This is a genomic window from Staphylococcus agnetis, from assembly GCF_011466855.1.
Classification (GTDB): domain Bacteria; phylum Bacillota; class Bacilli; order Staphylococcales; family Staphylococcaceae; genus Staphylococcus; species Staphylococcus agnetis.
The window spans coordinates 2,162,828-2,188,548 of sequence record NZ_CP045927.1 but is presented as its reverse complement, the minus strand read 5'-3'; the positions used below and the strand labels follow the sequence as shown (position 1 = coordinate 2,188,548).

Below are 25,721 nucleotides of genomic sequence, written 5' to 3'. Positions count from 1 at the left end.
ATGTATAATTGCACTATTTCTGTCAAATGTTTTTATAGGATATTATTAATCATCATTTTAGGTATGAAGTTTTGCGGATTCTAATGAGCAATAGATTGCATATCCGTTAAAGATAGAAACCGCTTACAATAACAATATAGGAGGCATAGATGTGTTAAGTAATCGACAACAACAAATTTTGACATTGCTCCTTGAAGCATCTCAATTTATGACAATTCACACACTCGCAAAAACATTTCATCTTTCTGAGAGAACCATTCAATACGATATTGAGTATATCGAGTCAATGGCGGAAACAGGTGGCTATCATATTGTTAGGCATAAAACCATGGGCATTAAAGCAATGAAAGAAACTGATGCTTCTCATGAATGGATTCAAACAGATGGGCAGGGTCATCATTTTCACTTTTCAAAAGATGAACGGCAAACCTTGTTAAAGTTAATGCTTTTAGAACATGAAAGTCCTATGAGTACAAAGCAATTAGCGGAAGAATTAAATGTGAGCCGACGCACGATACTATCAGATATTAAAGCTGTTTCAAAATGGTACAGTCATCATTATCTCACACTGACGTATATCAACAACAAAGGATACGTTGTTGAAGGCAATGAAGCCCATTATCGTCAAGCGTATGCGCGATTGTTACATGCGTATTATGACAATATGAATGATGTGATGATTGCACAATTGAATGCGACATCAGATTTGAAACAAATTCGTGAAAGTGTCATCAAGGTGCTGAAACGTGAACACTATCCATTGGTTCAAACGGCGATTGAAGGTTTGATTTTACATCTTTTAATTGCGGTAAGACGTATGAAACAAAATAACCCTTTACCTGAACCTACTACGACGTATGTAGTTAAGAAGGATGACGTTTCCTACGCAGTAGCATCAGCCATTAAATTAGAAATTGAATCACATTTTAACATAGTTTTTCCTGATTCTGAAATTGATGTCATGGTGCTCCATTTATTGAGCTCTAAGCGTGCAACTTTAAGTTCAACACGTGTCAATGAAGCTTATATGCATCAGACGATTGAAAAGTTTGTCGAACATATTGGCGCTGAAATGGGAGTGGCATTTTTTACGGATGGCAAACTCATTCAAGGGCTCAGTATTCATTTGTCACCTGCTTTGTATCGACTGCAAAATCATATCTATCAAGCGAATCCGTTACATGACAATATTATTCATGAATATCAAGAATTGTATGAGGTGATTGTGAACAACATCAATATTCTTGAAGAGGCCTATCAACTGCAATTTCATGTCCATGAAATTAGTTATATCACGTTACATTTTGCCTCGAGTTTTGAACGATTGATGACACAACGCCATCACAAATTGAAAGTTGTCGTCGTATGTGGGTCGGGTGTCGGAACCTCACAGCTTCTCAATGTGAAGTTATCTCATGTTTATCCGGAATTTGACATTATAGATGCTTATTCCATTTATGACATCAGTGAAGATGAGTTGAGTGATATGAATGTAGATTTAGTGATTTCAACGGTACCGACACCATATCAAACGATTGAAACCGTCACTATTTCTCCATTATTAACACGTGGGGACCTCGATGCTTTGAATGCCATCGTCAATGAGAGACGAGCCGCAACATTGGTTCAACCTGAAGTGCGTGGATTATCTTTATCAGATGTTTTACATACACGGGTGTTTAAAATTAACCAATCTATGTCATGTCAACAAGCGATTACTGAAAGTGTGCGTCCATTAGAACGGGATGGTGTCGTTAGTCATGACTACAAACAGGAAATTATGAATAAACTGCAGACGTTAGGCCCTTACATGGTCATTAGTCCACATATCGCTTTAATACATGGAAGCACGTCACATGTACATGGGGTAGGCATGAGTTTGATTCATTTTGAAAAAGGCATTTCATTTAAACATCCCCACTATGACCCTATCTATGTGGTGATATGTTTAGCAACGGAAAACACGAAGTTGCACTTAAAAGCGCTAAAACAACTTACAGAATTATTAACGAATAATGACATTCGACAACAACTGATTGATGGCAAGTTAACTGAATTTCAACAACATATAAAACAAATGGAGGGAGAAACAACGTGGCTTTAGATACCTTAACGAAAGACAAAATTACGATGAAAGAGAAAGTGAATGATTGGCAAGAAGCTATTTACATCGCGGCTGAACCATTGTTGGCTCAGAATTATATTGAGCCAGGATATGTGGAATCCATGATTGATAGTGTCAAGACGTTAGGTCCATATATTGTGATTGCGCCTAACGTAGCGATTGCGCACGCACGGCCAGATAATTATGTGAACAAAGTCGGTATAAGTTTATTAAAACTTGGTGTCCCAATAAATTTTTCAGAAAAGGGGCATGAGGCTGCCTTGATTTTTGTTTTCTGTTCCACTGATCATACATCACATTTAACAATTTTAAAGCAATTGGCACAAGTGTTAGGGGACACGCAACATATCGAAGCTTTAATGCAGTCTCAAGATAAAGAAGCAATCATTACAATATTTAAAGGAGACGATTAATATGAAAATTTTAGTTGTATGTGGTCACGGGTTAGGAAGTAGTTTTATGGTAGAAATGAATGTTCAAGAGGTTTTAAAGACGTTAAACGTTGAATCAACCATTGATGTAGAACATAGCGATATTATGACAGCAAGTCCTGAAATGGCTGATTTATTTATATGTGGACGTGACTTGGAAGAAAATGCGACGCGTTTAGGGGATGTTTTAATACTAGATAATATTTTAGACAAGCAAGAACTTGAAGATAAATTGACAGCAAAGTTAAAAGAAATGAATAAAATTTAATGTTTGGGGTGTTCATATGAAAAGCATTCTTGATTTTATTGTTGATATTTTAAGTCAGCCAGCGATATTAGTCGCACTCATTGCGTTTATAGGTTTGATGGTTCAAAAGAAACCTGCTTCGGTTGTAACGTCTGGAACGATTAAAACGATATTGGGATTTTTAATTTTAAGTGCAGGTGCAGGCGTGGTTGTACAATCACTTGAACCCTTTGGAAAAATTTTCCAACATGCGTTTGGTGTTCAAGGGGTAGTACCAAATAACGAAGCGATTATTTCAATCGCATTAGAAAAATATGGCACAACTGCCGCATTAATTATGGTGTTTGGCATGTTAGTGAACATATTCATCGCACGTTTTACGAATTTAAAATATATTTTCCTTACTGGGCATCACACATTTTATATGGCTGCCTTTTTAGCAATAATTTTAACTGTCGGTAAAGTTAACAATACATTAACGATTGTTATAGGAGCGTTGATATTAGGATTGATTATGTCTGTGTTTCCAGCGCTCGCTCAACCCACGATGCGTAAAATCACGGGAAATGATCAAGTAGCACTTGGACATTTTGGAACAGTGAGTTATTGGGCTGCAGGTGAAATTGGTAAGTTGTTTAAAGGGAAATCTAAATCAACGGAAGATATTCAGTTTCCTAAAGGCTTAAGTTTTTTACGCGAAAGTACAATTAGTATTTCGATTACGATGGTTCTGTTGTACCTCATTGCATCTCTTTTTGCGGGTGTAGACTATGTCCATAAATCTATTAGTCATGACCAAAACTTTATTGTCTTTTCATTGATTCAAGGGGTCACATTTGCGGCAGGAGTCTTTATTATTTTAACAGGCGTTCGCCTTATTCTGGCAGAAATTGTACCTGCTTTCAAAGGGATTTCTGAAAAATTGGTTCCCAACTCTAAACCGGCCTTAGATTGTCCAATTGTATTTCCTTATGCGCAAAATGCAGTGTTAATTGGATTTTTCGTTAGCTTTTTAACAGGTGTGTTCGGCATGTTTGTGATGTTTCTACTTGGTGGGGTTGTCATTCTTCCGGGCGTTGTGCCACACTTTTTCTTAGGTGCAGCTTCAGGTGTATTTGGGAATGCGCGTGGTGGTATTAAAGGTGCCATTTTTGGCGCGATGATGAATGGTCTGTTGATTACATTTTTACCATTATTATTCTTGCCATTTTTAGGCGATTTAGGCTTAGCATCCACGACGTTCTCAGATACAGACTTCTTAGTGGTAGGAATTGTTTTTGGAAATATCGTTAAAACATTAGGTGTTGTGGGTGTGGGTATTGCGATCATCATCATTGCAGCAGTCGCGATATTCTTGCAAAAACGTAGCAATAAAGCACTTTAAACTATAAAATATCTAAATTGATAGCTGCGTCGTTCTAACATCGTGGACGACGAACATGTATACACAGTAAAGCCTTCAACATGCATTATAAAATGTATGTTGAAGGCTATTATTAAGTCTAAATGAAGATGTGTATGATAGCTGACGACGTGAGGTTTCTACAGTACTAACCCTACCATGGCAGCAGAAATGATAGAAGCTAGAGTGGCACCGAGTAATAATTTTAAAGCGAAGGCTGCCACTTTATTGCCTTGCTCACCACTGATGCCTTTGATAGCCCCTACAATGATACCTACAGTGCCAAAGTTGGCAAAGCTGACCAAGTACACTGAAATAATCCCTACCGTACGGTCACTTAAATCTTTCGCCATATCTTTAAAATCTAGCATCGCTACAAACTCATTTGTGATTAATTTTGTTGCCATAATCGAGCCTGCTTGTACAGCTTCACTCCATGGGACACCTATAATGAAGGCGATAGGCGCAAAAATGTATCCTATCAGCTGTTTAAAGTTTAGCCCTACAGCACTAAAGATAACATTGATGCCTTCCATTAATGAAATGAAGGCTAATAACATAATGGCAACAGTAATCGCAATTTTAAAACCATCTATCGCACTGTCGCCAATCATTTGGAAAAATGGTGTCCTTGATTGGCGCTTTGTAGGTGTTTCAGTAAGGTTTTCAATTTCCACATCTGCATCGTTCGCTTCATATGGATTAATGACACTCGCAATGATGAGTGCACTAAAAATGTTTAACATCACTGCGGTTACGACATACTTTGGTTCTATCATTTGCATATACGAGCCTAACATTGCCATACTTACAGCACTCATTGCGGAAGTGGTAATTGTGTATAATTTGGCTTTGGAAAGTTTCGGTATAAGGTCTTTAATCGTTAAAAAGACCTCTGGTTGTCCCAACATACTTGTTGAGATGGCAAAATAACTTTCTAAGCGACCCATTCGCGTGATTTTATTAATGACCAAACCAACGTATTTAATAATAAATGGTAGGATTTTGAAGTAATTTAAAATACCTATTAATACAGATATAAAAACTAAAGGGAGTAAGACGTGCATAAAAAATGTAAAGCCGCCTTTATTTTCTAAATCACCAAATACAAAATCGATGCCTGCTTTACTGATGTTCATTAACCCTTCAAAAAATTTACCGAGTGCTGTTAAGATATTGAGACCGATAGACGTGTTCATCATAAACAAAATCAGTAAGACTTGAATGACAAGCATAATGAGCGTCTTTTTAAAATCAATATGTTTGCGATCAAAACTGACGATATAGGCGATAAATAATGCAAATACCACCCCTGTCATCGTAAATAGTATGGACATAAACATCACCTACAATTTAGAATATGATACTGCGATTTGGGCGCCAACGACTGCATTATTTTCGACAAGTTTAATATTTGTTGCAAGGGACTTACCATCCGTTTTTTCAACAATTTTACTTAATAAAAACGGTGTAGAATCTTTACCGTGAATGCCTTTTTGTTCGGCCTCTTTCACAGCGTCATTAATAATTGTATCGATATACGCTTTGTCTAATTGATCAGCTTCAGGAACAGGATTTGCGATTACCATGCCACCTTCAAGTTGGAGATCATGTTTCACTTTACAAATCGAAGCGATGTCATCGACATGATTTGCCGTTGAATTTAATTTGACACCGCTTTTGCGTGTGAAAAAGGCTGGAAGTTCTTCAGTTTGATAGCCAATCACAGGAACACCTTTTGTTTCAAGATACTCCATCGTTTTGGGCAAATCTAAAATCGATTTGGCTCCAGCACAAATAACAGTGACATCTGTTTTTGAAAGTTCATCTAAATCAGCAGAAATATCCATCGTTTCTTCAGAACCACGGTGTACGCCTCCAATGCCACCTGTCACAAAAAACTTAATATCTGCGAGCGCTGCACATATCATTGTAGAAGCCACTGTTGTCGCACCGATTCTTTTTTGTGCAATAACTTCTGCTAAATCACGACGCGATACTTTTGCGACATTATCACTTTTCGCGAGTAATTCTAACTCATTGTCCTCTAAACCGATTTTGATCTTGCCATCTATTAATGCGATTGTTGCAGGTACAGCCCCATGGTCACGAATGATTTGTTCTACATTCTTCGCCATTTGTACATTTTGTGGGTAAGGCATCCCATGAGAGATAATCGTCGACTCTAGGGCTACGATAGGTTGGTGATTTGATTTGGCATTTTCAACTTCTTGAGACAATTCAATGTATTGTTTCATTTTGATATTCCTCCATATCTCGTAATAACTGTTTTTTATCTAAATTTTGTCGTACAGTGTATTTTGTTTCGATGGTTTTACGGGCATTTACTAAGCCAGCAATTAACGTGTCTTCAATATCGAATCCTTTTAACCAACTAAAAATGACCGCACTCGTAAACGCATCTCCAGCACCCGTCACGTCTTCAACTTGTTTTGAAGGTACAATGTCTTTAATGATGCTTTCTGTTGGACTGCTATAGATGAGCGCTTTTGTACCATTCGTAATAATCACGTGACTAATGCCGAGATCATTTAATTGTTTGGCAGCGCGTTTTAAATCTTCAGTATCATTAATGGTCATCTTTAAAAATGTTTCCGTTTCATCACGATTAATAATAAGCCAGTCAATCGCATGTAAAGAATCGGGCATGTTTATCATTTTCGGTGACGACACTGGTATGACGACGAGTTTGATGTGATGTTTTTCACTGTAGGCACATAAGAAATCAAGTGAATCTTTGGGCAGATTAAGATCGACAATGATACATTTAGCTTTCCGCAGTAAGTGTGTACGCTTAATTAAAAACTCAGGCGTGATTTCTTTATACACTTCCATATCTGCAAGTCCATACTCCATATTGCCATCCTTATCGATTAGTGCCGTATACGATCCTGTATTTGCGTTTTCAACTTGTTGAACGTGGTCAAGACTCATAAAGGGGCTAGATAAATGTTTGATCATGTCCCATTCACTGTCGTTGCCACTGGCCGAAAGAATTGCGACGTTGTCTCCTAAACGCCCCAGGTTTTCAGCAATGTTTCGGGCGACACCTCCAACGGAACGTGTCGATGTGACCGGATTTGAAGTTCCTTGTTGTAGTGCTTGATTGACATAAAACTTACGGTCAAGATTTGTCGCACCTATACAGACGATAGGAAAATCATCATTGAGCACATACGCTTTACCAAGTACATATTCTTTTCGTATAAGGCCAGAGATAATGTTGGCAACGGCAGGGCGAGAGAGACCAACAGCTTTGGCTAACTCCTGTTGAGAGATGAACGGATTGTCTTGAATACGTTCAAGAATCAATTTTTCATTTTTGTTCAACATGGCACCTCCTAATAAACAAAAGTTTGAAAATTAAACTTTTGTTTAGATTAGCAAATAGGCATAGAAATGTAAACGCTTTCACAAAGCTGTTCATAAAGTTTACAAATTTCTTTTTTTGTTACAGGCGTCAAATTTACATTTTATCAAAAGCGAATGATGCAGATGCACAGTTTTTATCAGAGTTATCTGAATTTTTTGTTGACTTCGATAAATGAGTATAATACACTAGTTTTAATTTCATAACACTTATCCAGAATGGTGGAGGGACAGGCCCTACGAAGCCAGGCAACCTTTTAAGTTAGGTGCTAATTCCTGCAGGTGTGAAACCTGAGAGATGAGTCTGATTACGTCACGTCTATCTTTCAAGGTAGGCTTTTTTAATTTTTAGGGGGAATAAAGATGACACACGATTACCGATTTGAGACGCGACAATTGCACGCAGGACAAGAAGTGGATGCAGCAACGAATGCACGCGCAGTGCCGATTTATCAAACGACCTCATTTAATTTTAATGACACGGATCACGCGGCCAATTTATTTGGATTGGAAGAGTTGGGGAATATTTATACCCGGCTCATGAATCCTACTACTGCTGTATTTGAAACACGAGTGGCTGAGCTTGAAGGTGGGATTGCAAGTGTGGCGGTTGCTTCGGGAATGGCAGCAATCACGTATGCGATTCAATCTGTCGCACATGCAGGTGACCATATTATCGCGTGTGAAACGTTATACGGAGGCACGCACACTTTATTGACGCATACGTTACCTAAATTTGGGATAGAGGTAACACTTGTCGATACGAAAGACCCACAAAATGTAACTGCGGCCATTAAAGCGAATACAAAGGCACTATTTGTTGAAACCATTGGCAACCCTGAAGGCAACATAGAAGATTTTGAAAAACTAACTGCAATCACTAAAGCACATGGTATTCCTCTAATCGTGGATAATACGTTTGCATCACCGTATCTCTTTAGACCGATTGAATACGGCGCAAATATCGTTGTCCATTCTGCGACCAAATTTATCGGAGGCCATGGGACATCAATGGGTGGCGTCATTGTAGATGGTGGGAACTTCGACTGGAATAATGGTAAGTTTCCTGGATTGAGTGAACCTGATCCATCGTATCATGGCATCATCTTTAGCGAAAAGTTTGGTGACGCTGCACTGGCCTTTAAAATTCGCACGACATTATTACGTGATACAGGTGCCGCATTGTCACCCTTCAACGCATTTCAATTAACACAAGGGTTAGAAACATTGTCATTGCGTATGGAACGTCATGTTGAAAATGCGGAAAAAGTTGCGCATTATTTGTCGAAACATGCTAAAGTTGCGTGGGTAAAATATGCTGGACTTGAAACGAGTCCATATTATGACCTTAAAACAAAGTATTTGCCTCATGGTGCTGGAGCTGTATTTACATTTGGTGTCAAAGGTGGATATGAGGCAGGAAAACAATTTATAGAAGCGTTAGAGTTATTTTCGTTACTCGCCAATGTAGGAGATGCCAAATCATTAGTCATCCATCCAGCTTCTACGACGCATCAACAATTAACCGTTGAAGAACAAGCGGCAGCAGGGATTGCGCCAGAGACGATTCGTTTATCTATTGGCCTTGAACATATTGATGATATTTTAAACGATTTGGCAAAAGGTTTTGCTGCGATTAAATAAATGGGGGATCTGTGTGACATCGATACAAAAACAAACATTAGAAACGTTGAAAGCCAAAAAAGAAGAATGGCAAGCATATGTGCCAATTAATAAAGCGGCGCACATGATGAAAGAAGCGAAGATTAAAGAATATGAAGCAGCCATTCAACTAAAGTTGAAAACAGAGGAATCTTATTAAAAGTGGGGTGTGCACCCAATTTTAATAAGGGTACAGACAAAGTATAAACAAATCATTCGTCATCAACCCAAAACTTCATTATAATGAACACAAATCTTTGAAAAAGTGGTGAATGCGACATGAAAAAAATTATGATTGTCAATACGAGCCATACACAATTTGACGGCACAGATAAACCCACTGGCTTATGGTTAAGTGAATTAGTCCATTTCTATGATGTCTTTCATGGTAATGAAGATTATCAAATCGATTTATACAACATTAAAGGTGGCGAAACACCTTTAGATCCTGTCAGTTTAACACCAGGTATATTAGACAAGCTGACAAAAAGTTATTATGAAAATGAATTGTTTATGGATCAATTAAAGTTAACGCCAAGTATTGATACTGCAGATCCATCCGCATATGACGTCATTTATTTTACGGGCGGGCATGGTGTGATGTATGATTTCCCAGGAAATGCGCATGTACAACAAGCGATTAACACGATTTATGATAAGGGGGGCATCGTGGCATCTGTATGTCACGGGGCGGCGGCCTTACTCGAAGTGAAGAGACCGAATCATTATTTCCTTATCGACGGGAAAAAATTAACAGGATTTTCAAACGCTGAAGAAGTATTAGCGAACCGCAAAAAAATAGTACCTTTTGAACTCGAATCAGAATTGAAACTTAAAGGTGCGCAATATACGAAATCTAAAGTGCCTATGAAAGGTTTTATCCAAGTAGATGGCAACCTGATTACAGGTCAAAATCCAGCGTCGGCGAAGAAAGTAGCTGAAGCGGTTAAAGATGCATTAGCGTCGAAATAATGGTGTGCCTCCTTGTATGAATTAAGGGATTTGAAAGCAACGTCATGGTTTATTTATGATGTTGCTTTTTATATTGCGGTAAATCAAAAAAGGGTTTCGAATGGCATTCGACTGAGGTAATATGGGAAAATAAAGTATCTAATTCTATAATATTTTGTTTAATCTTAACGCTATATTTTTGAGGGGTGACATTTATGGAGCGGGTCCATTATCATGGGATAACCTTTGTGTTATTTATTACAGGGCTCTTAGTCATGTTTAGTTTATACAGCACGATAACGATAGGTGCATCAATTGCGCAAGACTTTTCCGTACCAGTCACAAATACACCATTGGCCAGCATGGCATTTTCGTTCACATTTGCGCTAGGATGTTTAATATATGGGATACTTTCGGATAAATTTGGGCGCAAACAAATCATGTTATATGGTTTAATTGCACATACTATTTTTACGTTGCTATCCGTTTTTTCTACGTCCTTTATGATGCTTGTGGTATTCAGAGGCGCTCAAGGTTTAGCCGCAGCCGCCTATGCGCCGATCATCATTGCTTACATTTCAGACTTATTTCCTGAAAACAAACGCGTGACAGCGACAAGTTTTATGACAATGGGCTTTTTGTTTGCGGGCATTTTCGGACAAGTGATTAGTGAAATGATTGCGAACGCCTATGATTGGCGTATGGTCTTCCTTATATTAGGGAATTGCTATGCTGTACTAGCTGTTGTAAATCTTTGGTTATTACCTCAAGCCCCATTACAGGAAACAGCACTTCATTTTAAAGATTTTGGACGAGATATTGCGTCCATATTTCAAAATCCAATATTGATGCTTTGCTATTTAATTGGCTTTGTGTTGTTAATGACCTTTATTAACGTATATGTGGTTTTAGGAGAGAGTGTCCTCGTTCAACATGGCCAACATATTCAAACCGTTGCCGCGGTGAGTAAGTTTTTTGGTGTTGGTGGGATTATCATTTCCTTGATGGCAGGCCGTTTATCCAATCACTATTCGGTCACAAAAGTACTTGTTGGGGCATTAACGGTGACTGTACTTTCAATCATACTTATGGCACTGAATACAAGTATTATAGGTTATATTATATTAAGTGTGATTTTTGGCGGGGGCATTGGCTTTGCGTTACCGACACTTATTTCTAAAGTCGTATTATCCGTCAAACATCATAAAGGTTTTTATATCACGCTAAATACATTTGTCATCTTTTTTGGTACAGCAGTTGCCCCTTTGACGTTAGGTTTAGCGCAACGTACACCAGCGTGGTCGATGCAATTTTTATATTTAGCAGCTATGATGGCTCTCGGATTAGTTGCTGCTGTGATGATTTTATTACGAGAACGCCAAAAGGATTCGCATGCGTCTTGACGCAATGCGAATCCTTCTTTTATTTGGCTAAATGCTGTTTGAGAAAGTGAACTAAACGCTCGTAATTGACTTTTGATTCATAGAGCGACATATCAAATTGATATTCATGATACAATGGGCTATCGTAAAATGTGCCTTCTACAGGGATATTGTGATGTTCCAACGTCGCGACAAATTGACGTGCTTGATCCTCAAAAGAGCGATGTTTCGCATCCGTAATATAGCTTGGTGGAAAATGGTGATCCATGTTTAGCGTCACACTTGCTTCCATCGTTTTAGGACTTACGCGCCAATGTTTATCATCAAAATATGCCCATGCCAATCGACTGAAAAGTTTGTTTGCCATCATGTCATCAGTTTTATCCATGCGTTGTGTATTTAAAAGTGAGGAATAAAAGATGGCGGTTTTGATCGTTTCAGGTGGTACAGTTTGTTTAAATGCAGTTGTATCACGATAGGCATCGTTAACTTGAATATTGATAAACTGACCGATAATTTGACCTCCCGCAGAGTCACCGCCAAAAGCAACATGTGATAAGTCCGCTTTATACGCTTGAGCGTTTTTTTGAACAGCGACATAGGCTTTTTCTAAACTATAAATTGGCTCTGGATAGCGTGCTTCAGGAACTAGGGCATAATTAAGGTTGACGACAGTATATCCTTCACTTGCAAGCAGTTGTAAGTATGGTGTGACATCTGACTTATCACCACTCATATAGCCACCGCCATGCACCCAAAATAGTGTCGGGTACGTTTCTTGATCTCCGTTTGGCATATAAATATCCATAAGGCCCGTTTTCTCAGTTGAATCATAAACCACATCGTAAAGAGACGTAACGCGAGATGCGATTTGTTTGAAACGTGCATCTTGACGCACAGTATCTTTAATATAAGCCTTTTTAGAAGGCTGATTAAATAAAATTTTAGATAATATTACACCTGGCATGGGTGTAAGCTGATTCAACGTGTAAAGCGATGCAGTTAATGCTGTCGTCGTGCCTAAAGCGACTTTACCCAAAGATTGAAGATGTTTCATCATGATGCCTCCTTGTTTAAAAATTAAACTTATTATTATCTTATAATAATGTGAACGTACATAATCTATCGTTATTTTACTATGATACGTACTGTTTAAAAAGCAAAGTGAATATAAAAAGTATTGCAAGCTTGTCGGAGGTAGGGTATAATTTTAAATCGTAATAATTACTATTTGAGTAGAAGGAGATTGTGCGAAAATGAAGAAACGTATTTTTGCTTTTTTAACTATCGCAGTCGTGAGTATTTTACTTGTCGCATGCGGACAATCTGATTCTGGAAAAAAATCATCTTCAAATGACAAACTCCAAGTGAAAACAACTGTGTTTCCAGTAGAATCATTCGTTAAACAAATTGGTGGCGATCATGTTGACGTCGAATCCATTTATCCAAAAGGGACAGACTTACATAGTTATGAACCGTCACAAAAAGATATTTTAGATGCAAGTAAAGCGGATTTATTTATTTATACAGGGGATAATTTAGATCCTGTTGCGAAAAAAGTCGCAGGTGCGATTAAAGATGATCAAAAGAAATTGTCATTAGAGAAACATTTAAGTAAACAAGACTTATTAAAAGATGCGCACCATCATGAGGGCGAAGATCATGACCATGATCATGATGGCGAGCACAAAGAAGATGAGCACGATCATGAAGGTCATGATCACGAAGGGCACCATCACGGTATGTATGACCCACACATTTGGTTAGATCCAAAAATGAATGAAACAATGGTAAAAGCTATCCGTGATGAATTAAGTAAAAAAGACCCTGATCATAAAGCAGAATATAAGAAAAATGCAGATAAGTTATTAAAAGAACTTGATGACATTGATAAAGACATGCAAAAAGCAACTAAAGATCACCAAGGTGAAACAGTCTATGTGTCTCATGAATCATTAGGTTATCTTGCGAACCATTACGGGTTCAAACAACAAGGTGTTCAAAATATGAATGCTGAAGATCCATCACAAAAAGCACTCACTGACATTGTGAAAGCAATCAAATCTTCTAAAACAAAATACATTTTATATGAAGAAAATGTATCGAATAAAGTCACAGATACGATTCGTCAAGAAACAGATGCAGAGCCATTAAAATTCAATAATATGGAATCCGTTTCAAAATCACAAAGTGACGATGCGACATATCAATCTTTAATGAAAGAAAACATTAAAAACATTGAAAAAGCATTGAATAAATAAAAAAGTGCCACATCCACGATGGGATGTGGCCTTTTCTATTATTGAACTTTGTTTACAGAAGCGTCGTAAATAGAATCAATCGTTTCACCAAGAATTTTATCAAACGCTTCATCAGATTGACTGACACGTAAATCATTGATTAATGCGCGGGAGAAGCTTGCGATGAGCCCGTCATTTGTTTTTAATACTTCATTCGCATGTTCGCGACTATATCCTCCAGATAAAGCAACGACACGCACGACATTTGGATGATTAATTAACGCTTCAAATTGATTTTTATGCGTTGGAATCGTTAATTTAAGCATCACCAATTCATCTTCTTTTAATTGATCTAAATGAGCATGAATCACTTCTGTTAAATATGCCTCAATACCAGCCTTATCTTCAGCGTCAATATTTACTTCTGGCTCAATAATTGGTACTAAACCTTTAGCAATAATTTGTTTCGCCACCTCAAATTGTTGTGCGGTAACTTGGTCAATACCTTCTTTATTAAACTCAAGAATATTTGAGCGCATTTTAGTTCCAAAAATCTTATGTTCCGTAGCTCGATTTAATAAGTCATCAAGTTCAGGCATCGGTTTCATGAGCTGAACACCGTCTTTTTCTTCGGCAAGCCCTTTATCTATTTTTAAAAATGGGACAATCCCTTTATTCGCTAAATAATCACCAGTATGTTGGCCTTCGACTTCACGATCCATTGTTTGTTCGAAAAGAATCGCACCAATGATTTTATCAGAAGTAAAAGATGGTGATGTGACAATACGTGTACGCATATCGTGAACAAGGTTGAACATTTCATCATCATTATGATATTGATCTTCATTCACACCATAACCACGTAACGCTTTAGGAGTACTACCGCCACTTTGGTCTAAAGCCGCAATAAAACCTTTACCATTTTTTATTTTATCTAGTTGTTGTTGATTCATAATTTCACTCCTTTAAAAAATATCGTACATCTACAGTATGCATAAAATGTCATAGACGTTCAAATAATAAAAGTCAAACATCAAATTTAACATGAATAATAATGTATAAAGAAAGCGTTTAATCTGTTGATATGATTAAGCGCGAAATATCATAAAAAAGATAGATTTTAAAGTATAGAAAACTGTATAATAAATTTAAAACATTGTGTGTAAATAGTGAGAGGACTCTAAACAGTGAGCAAATTTTATATCAGCATATGTCTATGCATATTAACTTTAATGGCAAGCGGTTGTAGTATATCGACAAGAGAGAAAATAGAATCAGGGTTAAAAGAACCTTTATCCGTATATCCAACAAAGAATTTGGAAGATTTTTATGATAAAGAAGGTTACAGAGACGGTAACTTTAGTAAAGATGATAAAGGGATATGGATGTTGATATCAGTTTTATCTAAAAGAAACGAGGAGGGAAAAATAGAAAGGGAAGGCGTGATGTTATATATAGATAGAAATACCAGAACAAGTGAAGGGTATTACTTTGTTGATAATGAAAGTGAAGATGAACACAAAAATGGTGAAAAAAAGTATCCTCTTATAATGAAAAATAATCAATTAATACTCAAAGACAAAAATGTAGACGAAGACATTCAAAGAAAAGTAAAGGACTTTAAGTTTTTTGTCCAATTTGGTAATTTGAGTGATTTAGATCGATATAAAGAAAAAGATGCGAGTTATAATTCCTTAGCCCCTAACTATTTAATTAGTTATCATTTAAATCAAAATGACGATAATTTGAAAGAAATACTGAAACTATACAGTATCAAAGCAGGAGAAAATCCAGAACTTAAAATTTATGGAGATGGTGATTTCAAAAGTGATGAAATTGATACAAATACGATTACTTACCAATTAAATGGTAAGGTAGGGAGATTCTATAACTCGTCAGTAAGTTATAAACCTAAAAGAGGTATAACTTATGAATGATATATCGTCTGTTAATGCATATACTGAGAAAAACTCCGCAATTTCATATCAATCATATGAAATTGAGTCTTTAATGTTAAAAAATGAAAGTAATCTTGGAGTAAAAAAAGAAATAATAACTTCACAAAATAATAATGAATTTCCACCCAACCTCCAATATGTTGATTCTTTTCTTGATAAGAAAACGGGGATGAGTGGCGTTGCATTCAAAGACACCCATACTAATAAAGTGACGATTGGCTTTAAAGGGACGAATATTGGCTCAGGTAATAGAAGTGACATACTAAAGTGTGTTGGTGCAAATTTTAACATTTGTTTAAATTTGGTTGATGCACAAGATCCCTATTTTAATGAAACGCATAAGTTCATTAATAAAATTAAAAAGAATCATGAGATTGAAGTCTTTACTGGTCACGCTAAAGGTGGCCGAGATGCAATGGTATGAGATATTAATTATATTTACATAATGTCAAACACGTCACTAAAGGATTTATTTTTCTGTATATAGTTAGAATACGTATATCTAAAATTTAATAATTTTTACTAAACATATGAACTCCATTTATTTAATTGTAAAATGTATATATGTTAATGACAGAATATTGTATAATTTATTTAAAACACTATTAGAAAGTGGTGGCTTCATGAAATTCACTAAAAATTTATTTATTATATTAGGGGTGGTGCTAACAATGGGATTATTAAGTAGTTGTGATTTTACGACAAGACAAAAGATTGAATCAGGATTAAAAGAACCATTATCTGTGTATCCGACAAAAAATTTAGAAGACTTTTATGATAAAGAAGGATATAGAGATAGTAATTTTAGTAAAGATGATAAAGGTGTGTGGTCAGTGATATCAGCGATATCTAAGAGGAATGAAGAAGGGAAAATAAGAATGGAAGGCGTGATGTTATATATAGATAGAAATACCAGAACAAGTGAAGGGTATTACTTTGTTGATAATGAAAGTGAAGATGAACACAAAAATGGTGAAAAAAAGTATCCTCTTATAATGAAAAATAATCAATTAATACTCAAAGACAAAAATGTAGACGAAGACATTCAAAGAAAAGTAAAGGACTTTAAGTTTTTTGTCCAATTTGGTAATTTGAGTGATTTAGATCGATATAAAGAAAAAGATGCGAGTTATAATTCCTTAGCCCCTAACTATTTAATTAGTTATCATTTAAATCAAAATGACGATAATTTGAAAGAAATACTGAAACTATACAGTATCAAAGCAGGAGAAAATCCAGAACTTAAAATTTATGGAGATGGTGATTTCAAAAGTGATGCAATAGATTCAAACACGATTAATTACAAATTAAAAGGCGAGGTAGGTAGATTCTATAACTCGTCAGTAAGTTATGAACCTAAAAGAGGTATAACTTATGAATGATATTTCGCCAATTAACGCTTACACTGAAAAATATAGCGCAATTTCATATCAATCTTATAAAATTGAAACATCAAGGTTAAAAGGATATTCTTCTTTTGAAGAAATAAATGATACTGTTAAATTTGATAAGAAGAAAAAAAATTTCCCACCCAACCTCCAATATTTTGATTCTTTCCTTGATAAGAAAACGGGGATGAGTGGTGTTGCATTTAAAGATACCCATACGAATAAAGTGACGATTGGCTTTGCAGGGACGAATGTGGGGTCAGGGAATGCAATCGACATGATAAAAGATACAGGTGCAGATTTTAACATTGGTTTAAGCTTGGTTGATGCACATGACCCATATTTTAATGAAACGCATAAGTTCATTAATAAAATCAAAAAGAAGCATGAGATTGAAGCCTTTACTGGTCACTCAAAAGGTGACCGAGATGCAATGGTATGAGATATTAATTATAATTACATAATGTCAAATAGGTCACTAAAGGATTCTTTTAATGTATAGGAAGAATACGTATATCTAAAATTTTAATAATTTTTACTAATCATATGAACTTCATTTATTTAATTGCAAAATGTATATATGTTAATGACAGAATATTGTATAATTTATTTAAAACACTATTGGAAAGTGGTGGCTTCATGAAATTAGCTAAACATTTACTAATCATATTAGGGGTGATGGTATCCATGAGTTTGTTAAGTAGTTGTGGGATGTCAACGAGAGAGAAAATAGAATCGGGTTTAAAAGAACCATTATCTGTATATCCGACAAAAAACTTGGAAGACTTTTATGATAAAGAAGGATACAGAGACAGTAACTTTAGTAAAGATGATAAAGGTATTTGGTCAATACTAACTGTATTGGCAAAAATGAATGAAGAGGGAGATTTATATAGAGAAGGCGTAATGTTATATATCGACAGAAATACCAAAAAAAGTGAAGGGTATTATTTTGTCGGTAACGAAAGTGAAGCTGAACATAACAACTACAGAAAAGAGTACCCTCTTATAATGAAAGATAATCAATTAATACTTAAAGACAATAATGTAGACGAAGATATCAAACGAAAGGTAAAGAACTTTAAGTTTTTTGTCCAATTTGGTAATTTGAGTGATTTAGATAAATATAAGGAAAAAAATGCGAGTTATAATTCCATGGTTCCTAACTATTCAATTCGTTATCATTTAAATCAAAATAACGATAATTTGAAGGAAATACAGAATCTTTATGAAATTAAAGCAGGAGAAAGCCCAGAACTTAATATTTATGGAGATGGAGATTTTAAAAGTGATGCAATAGATTCAAACACGATTAATTATAAATTAAAAGGAAAGACATGGAAATACTTTAGTTCAGTGGTAAGTTACTTACCGAAAAGAGGTAAAATTAATGAATCAAATAACGCCTATTAATGCCTATACTGAGAAAAATAGCGCAATATCATATCAATCTTATGAAATTGAAACGAAAAGGTTAAACGGTGAATCTTCCTTTGCGGATTTAAAATATTCAGTTACATTAGCAAAGGAAAAAAAACTTTCCCACCCAATCTTGAATATATTGATTCTTTTCTTGATAAGAAAACGGGGATGAGTGGCGTTGCATTTAAAGACACCCATACGAATAAAGTGACGATTGGCTTTGCAGGGACGAATGTGGGGTCAGGGAATGCAATCGACATGATAAAAGATACAGGTGCAGATTTTAACATTGGTTTAAGCTTGGTTGATGCACATGACCCATATTTTAATGAAACGCATAAGTTCATTAATAAAATCAAAAAGAAGCATGAGATTGAAGCTTTTACTGGTCACTCTAAAGGTGGCCGAGATGCGATGATTTTAGGGATTGAACATAATGTTGATGATATTGTTATATTTAATTCTGCTTCGTTAGATGTGAAAGGATTATCACATCATAATGCTACTAGTCGAGATTGGATGCTTAAACCATCGAGTAATCCGTTGGAGTTAAGCAAAAAAAATTATATGGATTATTTACTATTACATGCTAAGGCTCAAAAGTATAAAGGAAATATTATCCATTTTAGGAATAATAATGACTTAATTTCGGTTGGTTTAAGCTTGATGGGCGGTAGTTATTATGGAAAGGATTTCGTATTTAAAGGCGGTGGCCACGGACTTAGTTCTATGATGACTTATGACCGCCAATTAGAAATTAAAAAATTCTAAATAAACGTCCTTATGCTACATCTGTGAAAGAAACGTATCAACATGTCCAACGTGATGTGAAGAAACGTCTTTCTTCAGTAGACGATTTACGTGCTAATTTAGTTTCAGCTAATGGTGGTAGTCTCTCTTCAAACCAGAAAAAGTTACTTGAATCTCAAACGGCGCTCACTCTAATACAAGGTTTAAATCAATTATTAGATGCAGAAATAGACTTGATGTTAAAAGAGTATGATAATGCGATTGGCGATTTAAATATATTATGGAGTGATACGAGAGTTCAAGCAGATGATTTATCTCAAGGTAAACTATCAGAAGGTGAAATTTTATCAGCACTGAGCGATGGCAATGCAACGGAACAATCTATAGTAAGACATAATGAAGAAATTATAAATGCTAAGAAAGACAAGTTAAAAGATGTTGGAAAGAAATATGATGAATTGATTAATAAAATTCAAAAGGCTATTGATGAAATTTTACAAAATGATCAAGTATTAGCGCAACAAATAAGGATGTTTTCAACATGAATGAACTACAAAAAGAGATTGAAAAAATAGAAGATGAACAGCGTGACGCTTTAAGAGAGTTCGATAAACAATTTGATGAGATACAAAACTATAAACATCAACTACATAAAGATAATGAAAAGAAATATGCTATTTTTCATGAACTTCAACAAAGAGATGCTAATCTTCATCATTATCAACACGCTTTTGAACGTGTTGTGGATGAAGCAACATGTGAATTTGAACAAAAGCTAAAGGATATTGAGCGTCAATTATTCATCGAAAGAGATGCTTTGATACAATCGTATCAACGAGAAATAAGACAACTAGAACTGAGGGAGTAATAAATTGGGAGAAATTAAAAATCAATTGGAAGAAATACGTAATACAATAGAAATAGCATTGTTTCCAGAACAAATTTGGATATTTAAACAAATTATAGCTTTTGTAACTGCACCGAATGCATTGGACCATAAAGATAAGCGAATGAACAAGCTGGATAAAGAAGAAGATGGTTTTCTTGATAAAATTAGTTCGAGTCAGATGCAATTTCTTAATGACTTTGAAGCCTATGCCAAAGGTGATTGGGTAGATGCAGCAAAAAGAGAAATGGAAACTATTAAAAAAGATCTTGAGACAATTAAATAACTTAGACTTTCTATGAGAAAAAGGATACACCCTATAAAGTTGGACGGATAACTCTAACTTTATGGGGTGCTTTTTTATGTGTGCACACTTGTTAAATGTTTGTAATGTATCGCATGGAGTGTGAAGATAAGGATTAAAGTAATGATAAGTACAATGATATAAGGTATAGCGTTGTGATCGCCCATAAGTCCAACGAGTGGTGTGGTGGCTGCGCCTACAAAATATTGAAGTAAGCCAATCAGGCTAGATGCACTGCCCACGGCTTTTTTCTGTCCATTCATGGCGATGGAAAATCCTAATGTAGCCACACCGGACACTGAGGCTACGATTAAGAAAAATCCAGGGATGAGTATGGATAATGTCCAATGATTGATCAGTGCGCTGATGACAATGATGGCCCCTAAAAGTTGAATGATGCTAAAGCCTCTAAATAACACCAATGGATTGATTTGATCAACCAAACGTGCGGTAAGTTGTGCGGTACCTATGAGGCCAAGTCCTGTGAGCGCAAATATATAACTGTATGTTTGGGGACTCAAACCGTATATATTCTGCAAGATAAATGGTGATGCGGCCATATAGCTAAAAAATAACGCAAACGTTAAACTTTGTATAAGTATTGGCAGTATAAATGTTTTGCGATGTAGTAACTGTATAAAGTCCTCGAGTACGGGTTTGAATCCTGTAGAACTTCTATGTTGAAGGACTAAACTTTCATCGACTTTAAAGTAGACGCCAATAAGCATGAGTATACTGAGGACACTTAAACTATAAAAGATGACATGATAACTGACATGGCTTGTAAGTATGCCTCCAATCATTGGCGCAAATACGGGTGTAGCACCATTGACAAGCATCAGCATGGCGAGAAATTTCGTTAAGTCATTACCTTTATAGCGGTCACTCGCGATGGCGCGTGATAGCACGATTCCCGCACCGCCGGCGATACCTTGGAAGAAGCGGGCGATGATGAGGACGTCAACATGTGTTGCGAGTGCGCAAATCAATGAAAAGGCGATGTACATCATTAAACTAAAAATGAGTGGGCGTTTACGTCCAGTTTGGTCTGAAAGGACACCGAAGATGATGTTACCTATGGCAAGTCCGAACATAAAGAATGTAAGTGTGAGTTGCGTCTGAGTGGTTGATGTGTGTAATGTTGAGGCTACTTGTGGTAAAGCAGGGAGATACATATCAATCGAAAGCGGGCCAAACGCCGCAAGTCCTGCCATGACAAGTATGAATGTGACACTTGGTTTCTTCTTCATAGACACCCTCCTAACGTAAGAGTGCGTCAGTAGTTGTAATCGTACCCATGAGAGGGAATGAATAGTGTACGGAAAATTGATGCAGTTCTGTTTGAGGTGCCGCCATCATATCTTCCACAAAATATTGTTCGTATCCATATTGATATGCATCGCGTGCAGTCGTATCCACACCCATATGTGTAGAAATACCACCTATGATGATATTTTTAATACCGCGACGGCGAAGTTGTAAATCTAAATCTGTCCCAAAGAACGCACTAAAACCACGTTTATTAACGATATAATCTTGTTCAGTCACATTGAACCGATCTGGAAACTTGGCAAAATCTTTGTCAGGTTTACCTGGGAGTTGTTGTTCCGCAAGCTGTGGTTTCAATGCGTCTTTTCCATCGTGAAAATTAACACGGACGAATGCGATAAAGCCATCATTTTCTCTGAAATTTTGAATCATACGTTCTGCATTTTTTAAAACAGTCTGTGTTGAATGTGGTGCAGTATCCATAGATAGAATTCCATTTTGTAAATCGATTAATATTAAAGCTGTATTTGTATAATTGATCATGACATAAGTCTCCTTTTTTCATTTTCATATCCTCATTATAAGCTTGTACTTTTACAAACTTCTAAGAATTTGCACGCATGTTTACGTTAATAAATGAGAGTTCAAAAGCCTTAAATGATGCGGTATAGCACGATTGAAGGGATAGTGGTTTATCGCAAACGGAATATATACCGAAAAAATATTTGGAATGCATTCGTTTGAAAAGTGAAAAGATATCGTATTACCATTAAAGTATTAAAATCGAAGAGATAAAGGAGTGTAGAAGGTGAACGTAAAAGGTTTGGAGACTTATTTGAATATCGATGTGACACAATATGAAAGACCCTCGATTGAGGCATTAAATCATTATGTAGCACAGTTTATGAAAAAAGTACCTTTTGAAAATATTGATGTTCAAAATCAAATTCGGATTTCGGTGGCGGTCGATGATATTTATGACAAAGTTGTAAACCATGAACGTGGGGGATTTTGTTATGAATTGAACACATTATTTAAAACGTATCTTTTAGAAAAAGGATTTACTGCTTATAATGTGTCTGCGACTATTCATACACCTGGAGGCGGCCGCAGTTTACCTGGATCTCATATGTCTACGATTGTAGAAATTGATGATAAGAAGTATATCGCGGATGTAGGGTTTGGGGATTTGCCACTTCAAGCGATTCCTTTAAGTAAAACGAGTGACATTCCTGTAGTCCAAGATCATACGGGGATGTTTAGAGCCGTTTTTCAAGATGAACATGCCTCACATTTTGAAATTCAAAAATGTGAAAATGATGTATGGCAAACGAAATATGAAGCAGAAATGACGCCACGTACGTTAGCTTCGTTTGAATACAATATTGATTATAATCAAACACATCCCAATTCAATCTTTGTGCAACGCTTAGTAGTGACGATGCCTACAAAAAATGGTCGTGCTACAATGTCACAAAATCATTTAACCTTAACTGAAAACGGTGAAAAACGTAAAATGGATGTCACACCTGATAATTATCGCCAAATGTTGAAAGATTACTTCAACCTAAATGTAAAAGTGCAACGCTTGGAGGATAGCGATGGCTCAAACACATAAAAAACGTCGAGACGCGCGTGAAAATAAAGCACTCATTTTAGAAACCGTGTTGGCATTATCGCAACAAGGCGTTAATATTGTAGACATGAAAATGGCAGATATCGCAAAAGCTTCAGGTGTCGGTGTTGGCACACTTTATCGTCATTATGAAAACAAGGCCGTTTTATGTATCGCATTATTAGATGCGCAGGCTGAAGATATGTTTAAAGAGATGGATACTTTTCTAGAAGCGCATAACGACGCTTCGACTTATGAACGGTTAGAAGGTTTACTGCGTATTTATGTCACTTTAAAAGAGTCACATTTTCAGACATTATCATTCATTGAAAAATCGATGAATCGTACGATATCAATGGTGGAAATCCCGTTTTATCATGAACTTGCGGTACGCATTAATGCTCAATTTGATATGCCACCGGATGATTATTTTATCACGCATATTTTATTACATTGTTTCTCTAGTGACTTTTACTTTTATGCTAAAAACAAAAAGGCATTCACGCAAGAGGATTATATTCATAAAGTGTTGGATATTATATTATCATAGTGAATATTTGAAAAGTCTGTACAGAAATCGTCATTAAATGTACAGACTTTTTTAGAATCAACAATTTTTATTATTAATATAAATGGTATAATAATAATAAAGTGTAATAACATTATATAATAATGACAATCACAACAATGAACGCTTTAATAAATAAAGAATAAGAAACTTCAAATTTCGCGTATCATGTAAAAAATTATATCTTTAAATAGCCTTTTAAATGTCTCTGGATTTATCATTTGATTCCGACAGCGATGAGAAGCCTTCTTTCTTTACACTAAAGCGCTCGCCCACAATGCATTGTTACGTTGATTTTATACTTGAGGTGAGGACATGCAATTTTTTGAGATTCAAAAACTTCCAAACAAAGGGATTCCTTTATCAGTTCAACGAAAACTATGGTTAAGGAACTTCTTACAAGCTTTTCTTGTCGTCTTCTTTACATATATGGCGATGTATTTAATTCGAAATAACTTTAAAGCAGCAGGCCCATTATTGAAAGAGGAAATTGGGCTCACGACGACGGAATTGGGTTATATCGGACTCGCATTTAGTATTACATATGGATTAGGAAAATCTCTTTTAGGTTATTTTATTGATGGTAAGAACACGAAAAAAATCATTTCTGTGTTACTGATTTTATCGTCAATTTCTGTATTATTAATGGGATTATTATTAAGTTTCTTCGGAAATGTCTTAGGTATTTTTATTGTTCTTTGGGGTCTAAATGGGGTCTTCCAATCGGTTGGAGGTCCTGCAAGTTACTCTACTATTTCTAGATGGGCACCTCGAACGAAGCGAGGCCGTTATTTAGGATTTTGGAATGCGTCACATAATATCGGTGGTGCGATTGCGGGTGGTCTCGCATTATGGGGGGCGAACGTCTTTTTCAACGGTAGCGTGGTAGGGATGTTTATCTTCCCAGCGGTCATAGCTATCTTGATTGGTGTAGTAGGTTTATTTATTGGTAAAGACGATCCTGAAGAACTCGGATGGAACCGTGCTGAAGAAATATGGGAAGAGCCTGTGGATCAAGAAAATATCGACTCCCATGGCATGACAAAATGGGAAATATTCAAAAGATACATTTTAAAAAATCCGGTCATTTGGATATTATGTATTTCAAATGTATTTGTGTATATTGTTAGAATCGGTATCGATAATTGGGCCCCGCTGTATGTAAGTGAACATTTAGGCTTTAATAAATCAGATGCGATTAACACAATTTTTTATTTTGAAATTGGTGCACTTGTCGCAAGTTTATTATGGGGATATGTCTCAGATATATTAAAAGGGCGACGTGCCATTGTTGCGATTGGATGTATGTTCCTTATCACATTTGTCGTGTTGTTCTATACGAATGCTACGAGTGTACTCATGGTTAACATTTCATTATTCGCTTTAGGTGCGCTCATTTTTGGACCTCAATTACTTATAGGGGTGTCATTAACAGGATTCGTGCCTAAACGTGCCATCAGTGTAGCCAATGGTATGACCGGTTCATTTGCGTATTTATTTGGTGATTCAATGGCTAAAGTCGGTTTAGCGAAAATTGCAGACCCTAAATCAGATGGGCTTCATGTGTTGGGCTATACACTCACGGGTTGGACAGACGTCTTCATAGTATTCTATTTTGCACTATTCGTAGGCATTATCTTATTGGGTATTGTCGCATTCTATGAAGAAAAGAAAATACGTGCATTGCATATTTAAAATTAAATGAACAAAAAAACATCGCCTTCCATAGCT

The 25,721-nt window shown here is 36.1% G+C and carries 29 protein-coding genes and 1 riboswitch; of the genes, 22 read left to right on the top strand and 7 right to left on the bottom strand.

The window, feature by feature from the left end; all coding sequences use genetic code 11:
- The first annotated feature begins 151 nt into the window (after positions 1–151).
- From GJE18_RS11055 to GJE18_RS11040, 4 genes are read left to right on the top strand one after another with little or no spacing between them, the layout of a single operon-like run.
- A complete protein-coding gene (locus GJE18_RS11055) occupies positions 152–2,104 on the top strand; it encodes a BglG family transcription antiterminator (protein ID WP_107368389.1) in 1,953 nt (650 codons plus the stop codon).
- Positions 2,095–2,538 (top strand): PTS sugar transporter subunit IIA, encoded by a 444-nt coding sequence (locus GJE18_RS11050; RefSeq protein WP_107368388.1) that lies wholly within the window; start codon positions 2,095–2,097, stop codon positions 2,536–2,538. Before GJE18_RS11055 ends, GJE18_RS11050 begins: the two co-directional genes overlap by 10 nt.
- Position 2,539: 1 nt before the next feature.
- Complete coding sequence (locus GJE18_RS11045; RefSeq protein ID WP_107368387.1) at positions 2,540–2,824, top strand: PTS sugar transporter subunit IIB; 285 nt, start codon at positions 2,540–2,542, stop codon at positions 2,822–2,824.
- Positions 2,825–2,840: 16 nt separating this feature from the next.
- Positions 2,841–4,187 carry a PTS ascorbate transporter subunit IIC gene (locus GJE18_RS11040; protein ID WP_107368386.1) on the top strand — a complete coding sequence of 449 codons (1,347 nt, stop codon included), beginning with the start codon at positions 2,841–2,843 and terminating at the stop codon, positions 4,185–4,187.
- Positions 4,188–4,345: 158 nt separating this feature from the next.
- Here GJE18_RS11040 and GJE18_RS11035 read toward each other — a convergent pair whose 3' ends face one another.
- From GJE18_RS11035 to GJE18_RS11025, 3 genes are read right to left on the bottom strand one after another with little or no spacing between them, the layout of a single operon-like run.
- The gene (locus tag GJE18_RS11035) at positions 4,346–5,542 is read right to left on the bottom strand and encodes a NupC/NupG family nucleoside CNT transporter (RefSeq protein WP_060551947.1); all 1,197 of its coding nucleotides are present in this window, start codon (positions 5,540–5,542) and stop codon (positions 4,346–4,348) included.
- Between the two features lie 9 nt (positions 5,543–5,551).
- Positions 5,552–6,463: a pseudouridine-5'-phosphate glycosidase gene (locus GJE18_RS11030; RefSeq protein WP_060551945.1), complete on the bottom strand. Its 912-nt coding sequence runs from the start codon at positions 6,461–6,463 to the stop codon at positions 5,552–5,554.
- Entirely contained in the window at positions 6,447–7,559 is a 1,113-nt protein-coding gene (locus tag GJE18_RS11025; protein WP_415410171.1) for a carbohydrate kinase, read from the bottom strand. The genes GJE18_RS11030 and GJE18_RS11025 overlap by 17 nt, the downstream gene beginning before the upstream one ends.
- Positions 7,560–7,802: 243 nt before the next feature.
- Positions 7,803–7,900, top strand: a riboswitch (SAM riboswitch).
- Positions 7,901–7,958: 58 nt separating this feature from the next.
- Here GJE18_RS11025 and GJE18_RS11020 point away from each other — a divergent pair.
- The 4 genes from GJE18_RS11020 to GJE18_RS11005 all read left to right on the top strand — a co-directional run bounded on the left by GJE18_RS11020 (position 7,959) and on the right by GJE18_RS11005 (position 11,611).
- Complete coding sequence (locus GJE18_RS11020) at positions 7,959–9,239, top strand: O-acetylhomoserine aminocarboxypropyltransferase/cysteine synthase family protein (protein ID WP_107368385.1); 1,281 nt, start codon at positions 7,959–7,961, stop codon at positions 9,237–9,239.
- 13 nt (positions 9,240–9,252) lie between these two features.
- Positions 9,253–9,417 (top strand): hypothetical protein, encoded by a 165-nt coding sequence (locus tag GJE18_RS11015; protein ID WP_156407415.1) that lies wholly within the window; start codon positions 9,253–9,255, stop codon positions 9,415–9,417.
- 119 nt (positions 9,418–9,536) lie between these two features.
- A complete protein-coding gene (locus GJE18_RS11010; protein WP_060551939.1) occupies positions 9,537–10,229 on the top strand; it encodes a type 1 glutamine amidotransferase domain-containing protein in 693 nt (230 codons plus the stop codon).
- Between the two features lie 194 nt (positions 10,230–10,423).
- Positions 10,424–11,611 (top strand): MFS transporter, encoded by a 1,188-nt coding sequence (locus tag GJE18_RS11005; RefSeq protein WP_107368384.1) that lies wholly within the window; start codon positions 10,424–10,426, stop codon positions 11,609–11,611.
- Positions 11,612–11,630: 19 nt separating this feature from the next.
- Here the strand turns inward: GJE18_RS11005 and GJE18_RS11000 are convergent, their stop codons facing one another.
- Complete coding sequence (locus GJE18_RS11000) at positions 11,631–12,650, bottom strand: alpha/beta hydrolase (protein WP_107368383.1); 1,020 nt, start codon at positions 12,648–12,650, stop codon at positions 11,631–11,633.
- Between the two features lie 196 nt (positions 12,651–12,846).
- Between GJE18_RS11000 and GJE18_RS10995 the strand changes: the two genes are divergently transcribed.
- The gene (locus GJE18_RS10995) at positions 12,847–13,851 is read left to right on the top strand and encodes a metal ABC transporter solute-binding protein, Zn/Mn family (RefSeq protein ID WP_165886154.1); all 1,005 of its coding nucleotides are present in this window, start codon (positions 12,847–12,849) and stop codon (positions 13,849–13,851) included.
- A gap of 38 nt (positions 13,852–13,889) precedes the next feature.
- Here GJE18_RS10995 and GJE18_RS10990 read toward each other — a convergent pair whose 3' ends face one another.
- Positions 13,890–14,783: a fructose bisphosphate aldolase gene (locus GJE18_RS10990; protein WP_107368381.1), complete on the bottom strand. Its 894-nt coding sequence runs from the start codon at positions 14,781–14,783 to the stop codon at positions 13,890–13,892.
- Between the two features lie 234 nt (positions 14,784–15,017).
- Between GJE18_RS10990 and GJE18_RS10985 the strand changes: the two genes are divergently transcribed.
- From GJE18_RS10985 to GJE18_RS10940, 10 genes are all read left to right on the top strand, one after another.
- A complete protein-coding gene (locus GJE18_RS10985) occupies positions 15,018–15,767 on the top strand; it encodes a tandem-type lipoprotein (protein ID WP_165886153.1) in 750 nt (249 codons plus the stop codon).
- Complete coding sequence (locus GJE18_RS10980; RefSeq protein ID WP_107376453.1) at positions 15,760–16,212, top strand: hypothetical protein; 453 nt, start codon at positions 15,760–15,762, stop codon at positions 16,210–16,212. The genes GJE18_RS10985 and GJE18_RS10980 overlap by 8 nt, the downstream gene beginning before the upstream one ends.
- A 199-nt stretch (positions 16,213–16,411) precedes the next feature.
- Positions 16,412–17,170: a tandem-type lipoprotein gene (locus tag GJE18_RS10975; protein WP_157950626.1), complete on the top strand. Its 759-nt coding sequence runs from the start codon at positions 16,412–16,414 to the stop codon at positions 17,168–17,170.
- Positions 17,163–17,618: a hypothetical protein gene (locus GJE18_RS10970; protein ID WP_107376454.1), complete on the top strand. Its 456-nt coding sequence runs from the start codon at positions 17,163–17,165 to the stop codon at positions 17,616–17,618. The genes GJE18_RS10975 and GJE18_RS10970 overlap by 8 nt, the downstream gene beginning before the upstream one ends.
- 197 nt (positions 17,619–17,815) lie before the next feature.
- Positions 17,816–18,589 (top strand): tandem-type lipoprotein, encoded by a 774-nt coding sequence (locus GJE18_RS10965; RefSeq protein ID WP_157950527.1) that lies wholly within the window; start codon positions 17,816–17,818, stop codon positions 18,587–18,589.
- Positions 18,567–18,770, top strand: a complete 204-nt coding sequence (locus tag GJE18_RS10960) for a hypothetical protein (protein ID WP_107376456.1) — start codon at positions 18,567–18,569, stop codon at positions 18,768–18,770. Before GJE18_RS10965 ends, GJE18_RS10960 begins: the two co-directional genes overlap by 23 nt.
- Positions 18,767–19,369 carry a hypothetical protein gene (locus tag GJE18_RS10955; RefSeq protein WP_165886152.1) on the top strand — a complete coding sequence of 201 codons (603 nt, stop codon included), beginning with the start codon at positions 18,767–18,769 and terminating at the stop codon, positions 19,367–19,369. The genes GJE18_RS10960 and GJE18_RS10955 overlap by 4 nt, the downstream gene beginning before the upstream one ends.
- Before the next feature lie 23 nt (positions 19,370–19,392).
- Complete coding sequence (locus GJE18_RS10950) at positions 19,393–19,893, top strand: hypothetical protein (protein WP_107368378.1); 501 nt, start codon at positions 19,393–19,395, stop codon at positions 19,891–19,893.
- Complete coding sequence (locus GJE18_RS10945; RefSeq protein WP_060551929.1) at positions 19,890–20,216, top strand: hypothetical protein; 327 nt, start codon at positions 19,890–19,892, stop codon at positions 20,214–20,216. Before GJE18_RS10950 ends, GJE18_RS10945 begins: the two co-directional genes overlap by 4 nt.
- 4 nt (positions 20,217–20,220) lie before the next feature.
- Positions 20,221–20,520, top strand: coding sequence for a hypothetical protein (locus GJE18_RS10940; protein ID WP_107376458.1), 300 nt, complete (start codon positions 20,221–20,223; stop codon positions 20,518–20,520).
- A gap of 74 nt (positions 20,521–20,594) precedes the next feature.
- On the opposite strand, the gene GJE18_RS10935 is transcribed toward GJE18_RS10940, so the two are convergent.
- Together GJE18_RS10935 and GJE18_RS10930 are read right to left on the bottom strand one after the other, a co-directional pair.
- The gene (locus GJE18_RS10935) at positions 20,595–21,788 is read right to left on the bottom strand and encodes a putative multidrug effflux MFS transporter TcaB (RefSeq protein ID WP_165886151.1); all 1,194 of its coding nucleotides are present in this window, start codon (positions 21,786–21,788) and stop codon (positions 20,595–20,597) included.
- Positions 21,789–21,798: 10 nt separating this feature from the next.
- Positions 21,799–22,350 (bottom strand): isochorismatase family protein, encoded by a 552-nt coding sequence (locus tag GJE18_RS10930; protein ID WP_060551926.1) that lies wholly within the window; start codon positions 22,348–22,350, stop codon positions 21,799–21,801.
- A 265-nt stretch (positions 22,351–22,615) separates the two neighbouring features.
- Here GJE18_RS10930 and GJE18_RS10925 point away from each other — a divergent pair, with 265 nt between their 5' ends.
- The 3 genes from GJE18_RS10925 to uhpT all read left to right on the top strand — a co-directional run bounded on the left by GJE18_RS10925 (position 22,616) and on the right by uhpT (position 25,685).
- A complete protein-coding gene (locus tag GJE18_RS10925) occupies positions 22,616–23,425 on the top strand; it encodes an arylamine N-acetyltransferase family protein (protein WP_060551925.1) in 810 nt (269 codons plus the stop codon).
- Complete coding sequence (locus GJE18_RS10920; RefSeq protein ID WP_103346184.1) at positions 23,409–23,972, top strand: TetR/AcrR family transcriptional regulator; 564 nt, start codon at positions 23,409–23,411, stop codon at positions 23,970–23,972. Before GJE18_RS10925 ends, GJE18_RS10920 begins: the two co-directional genes overlap by 17 nt.
- A gap of 333 nt (positions 23,973–24,305) precedes the next feature.
- On the top strand, positions 24,306–25,685 hold the full coding sequence (gene uhpT, locus GJE18_RS10915) for a hexose-6-phosphate:phosphate antiporter (protein WP_060551923.1): 1,380 nt from the start codon (positions 24,306–24,308) through the stop codon (positions 25,683–25,685).
- Positions 25,686–25,721 lie beyond the last annotated feature (36 nt).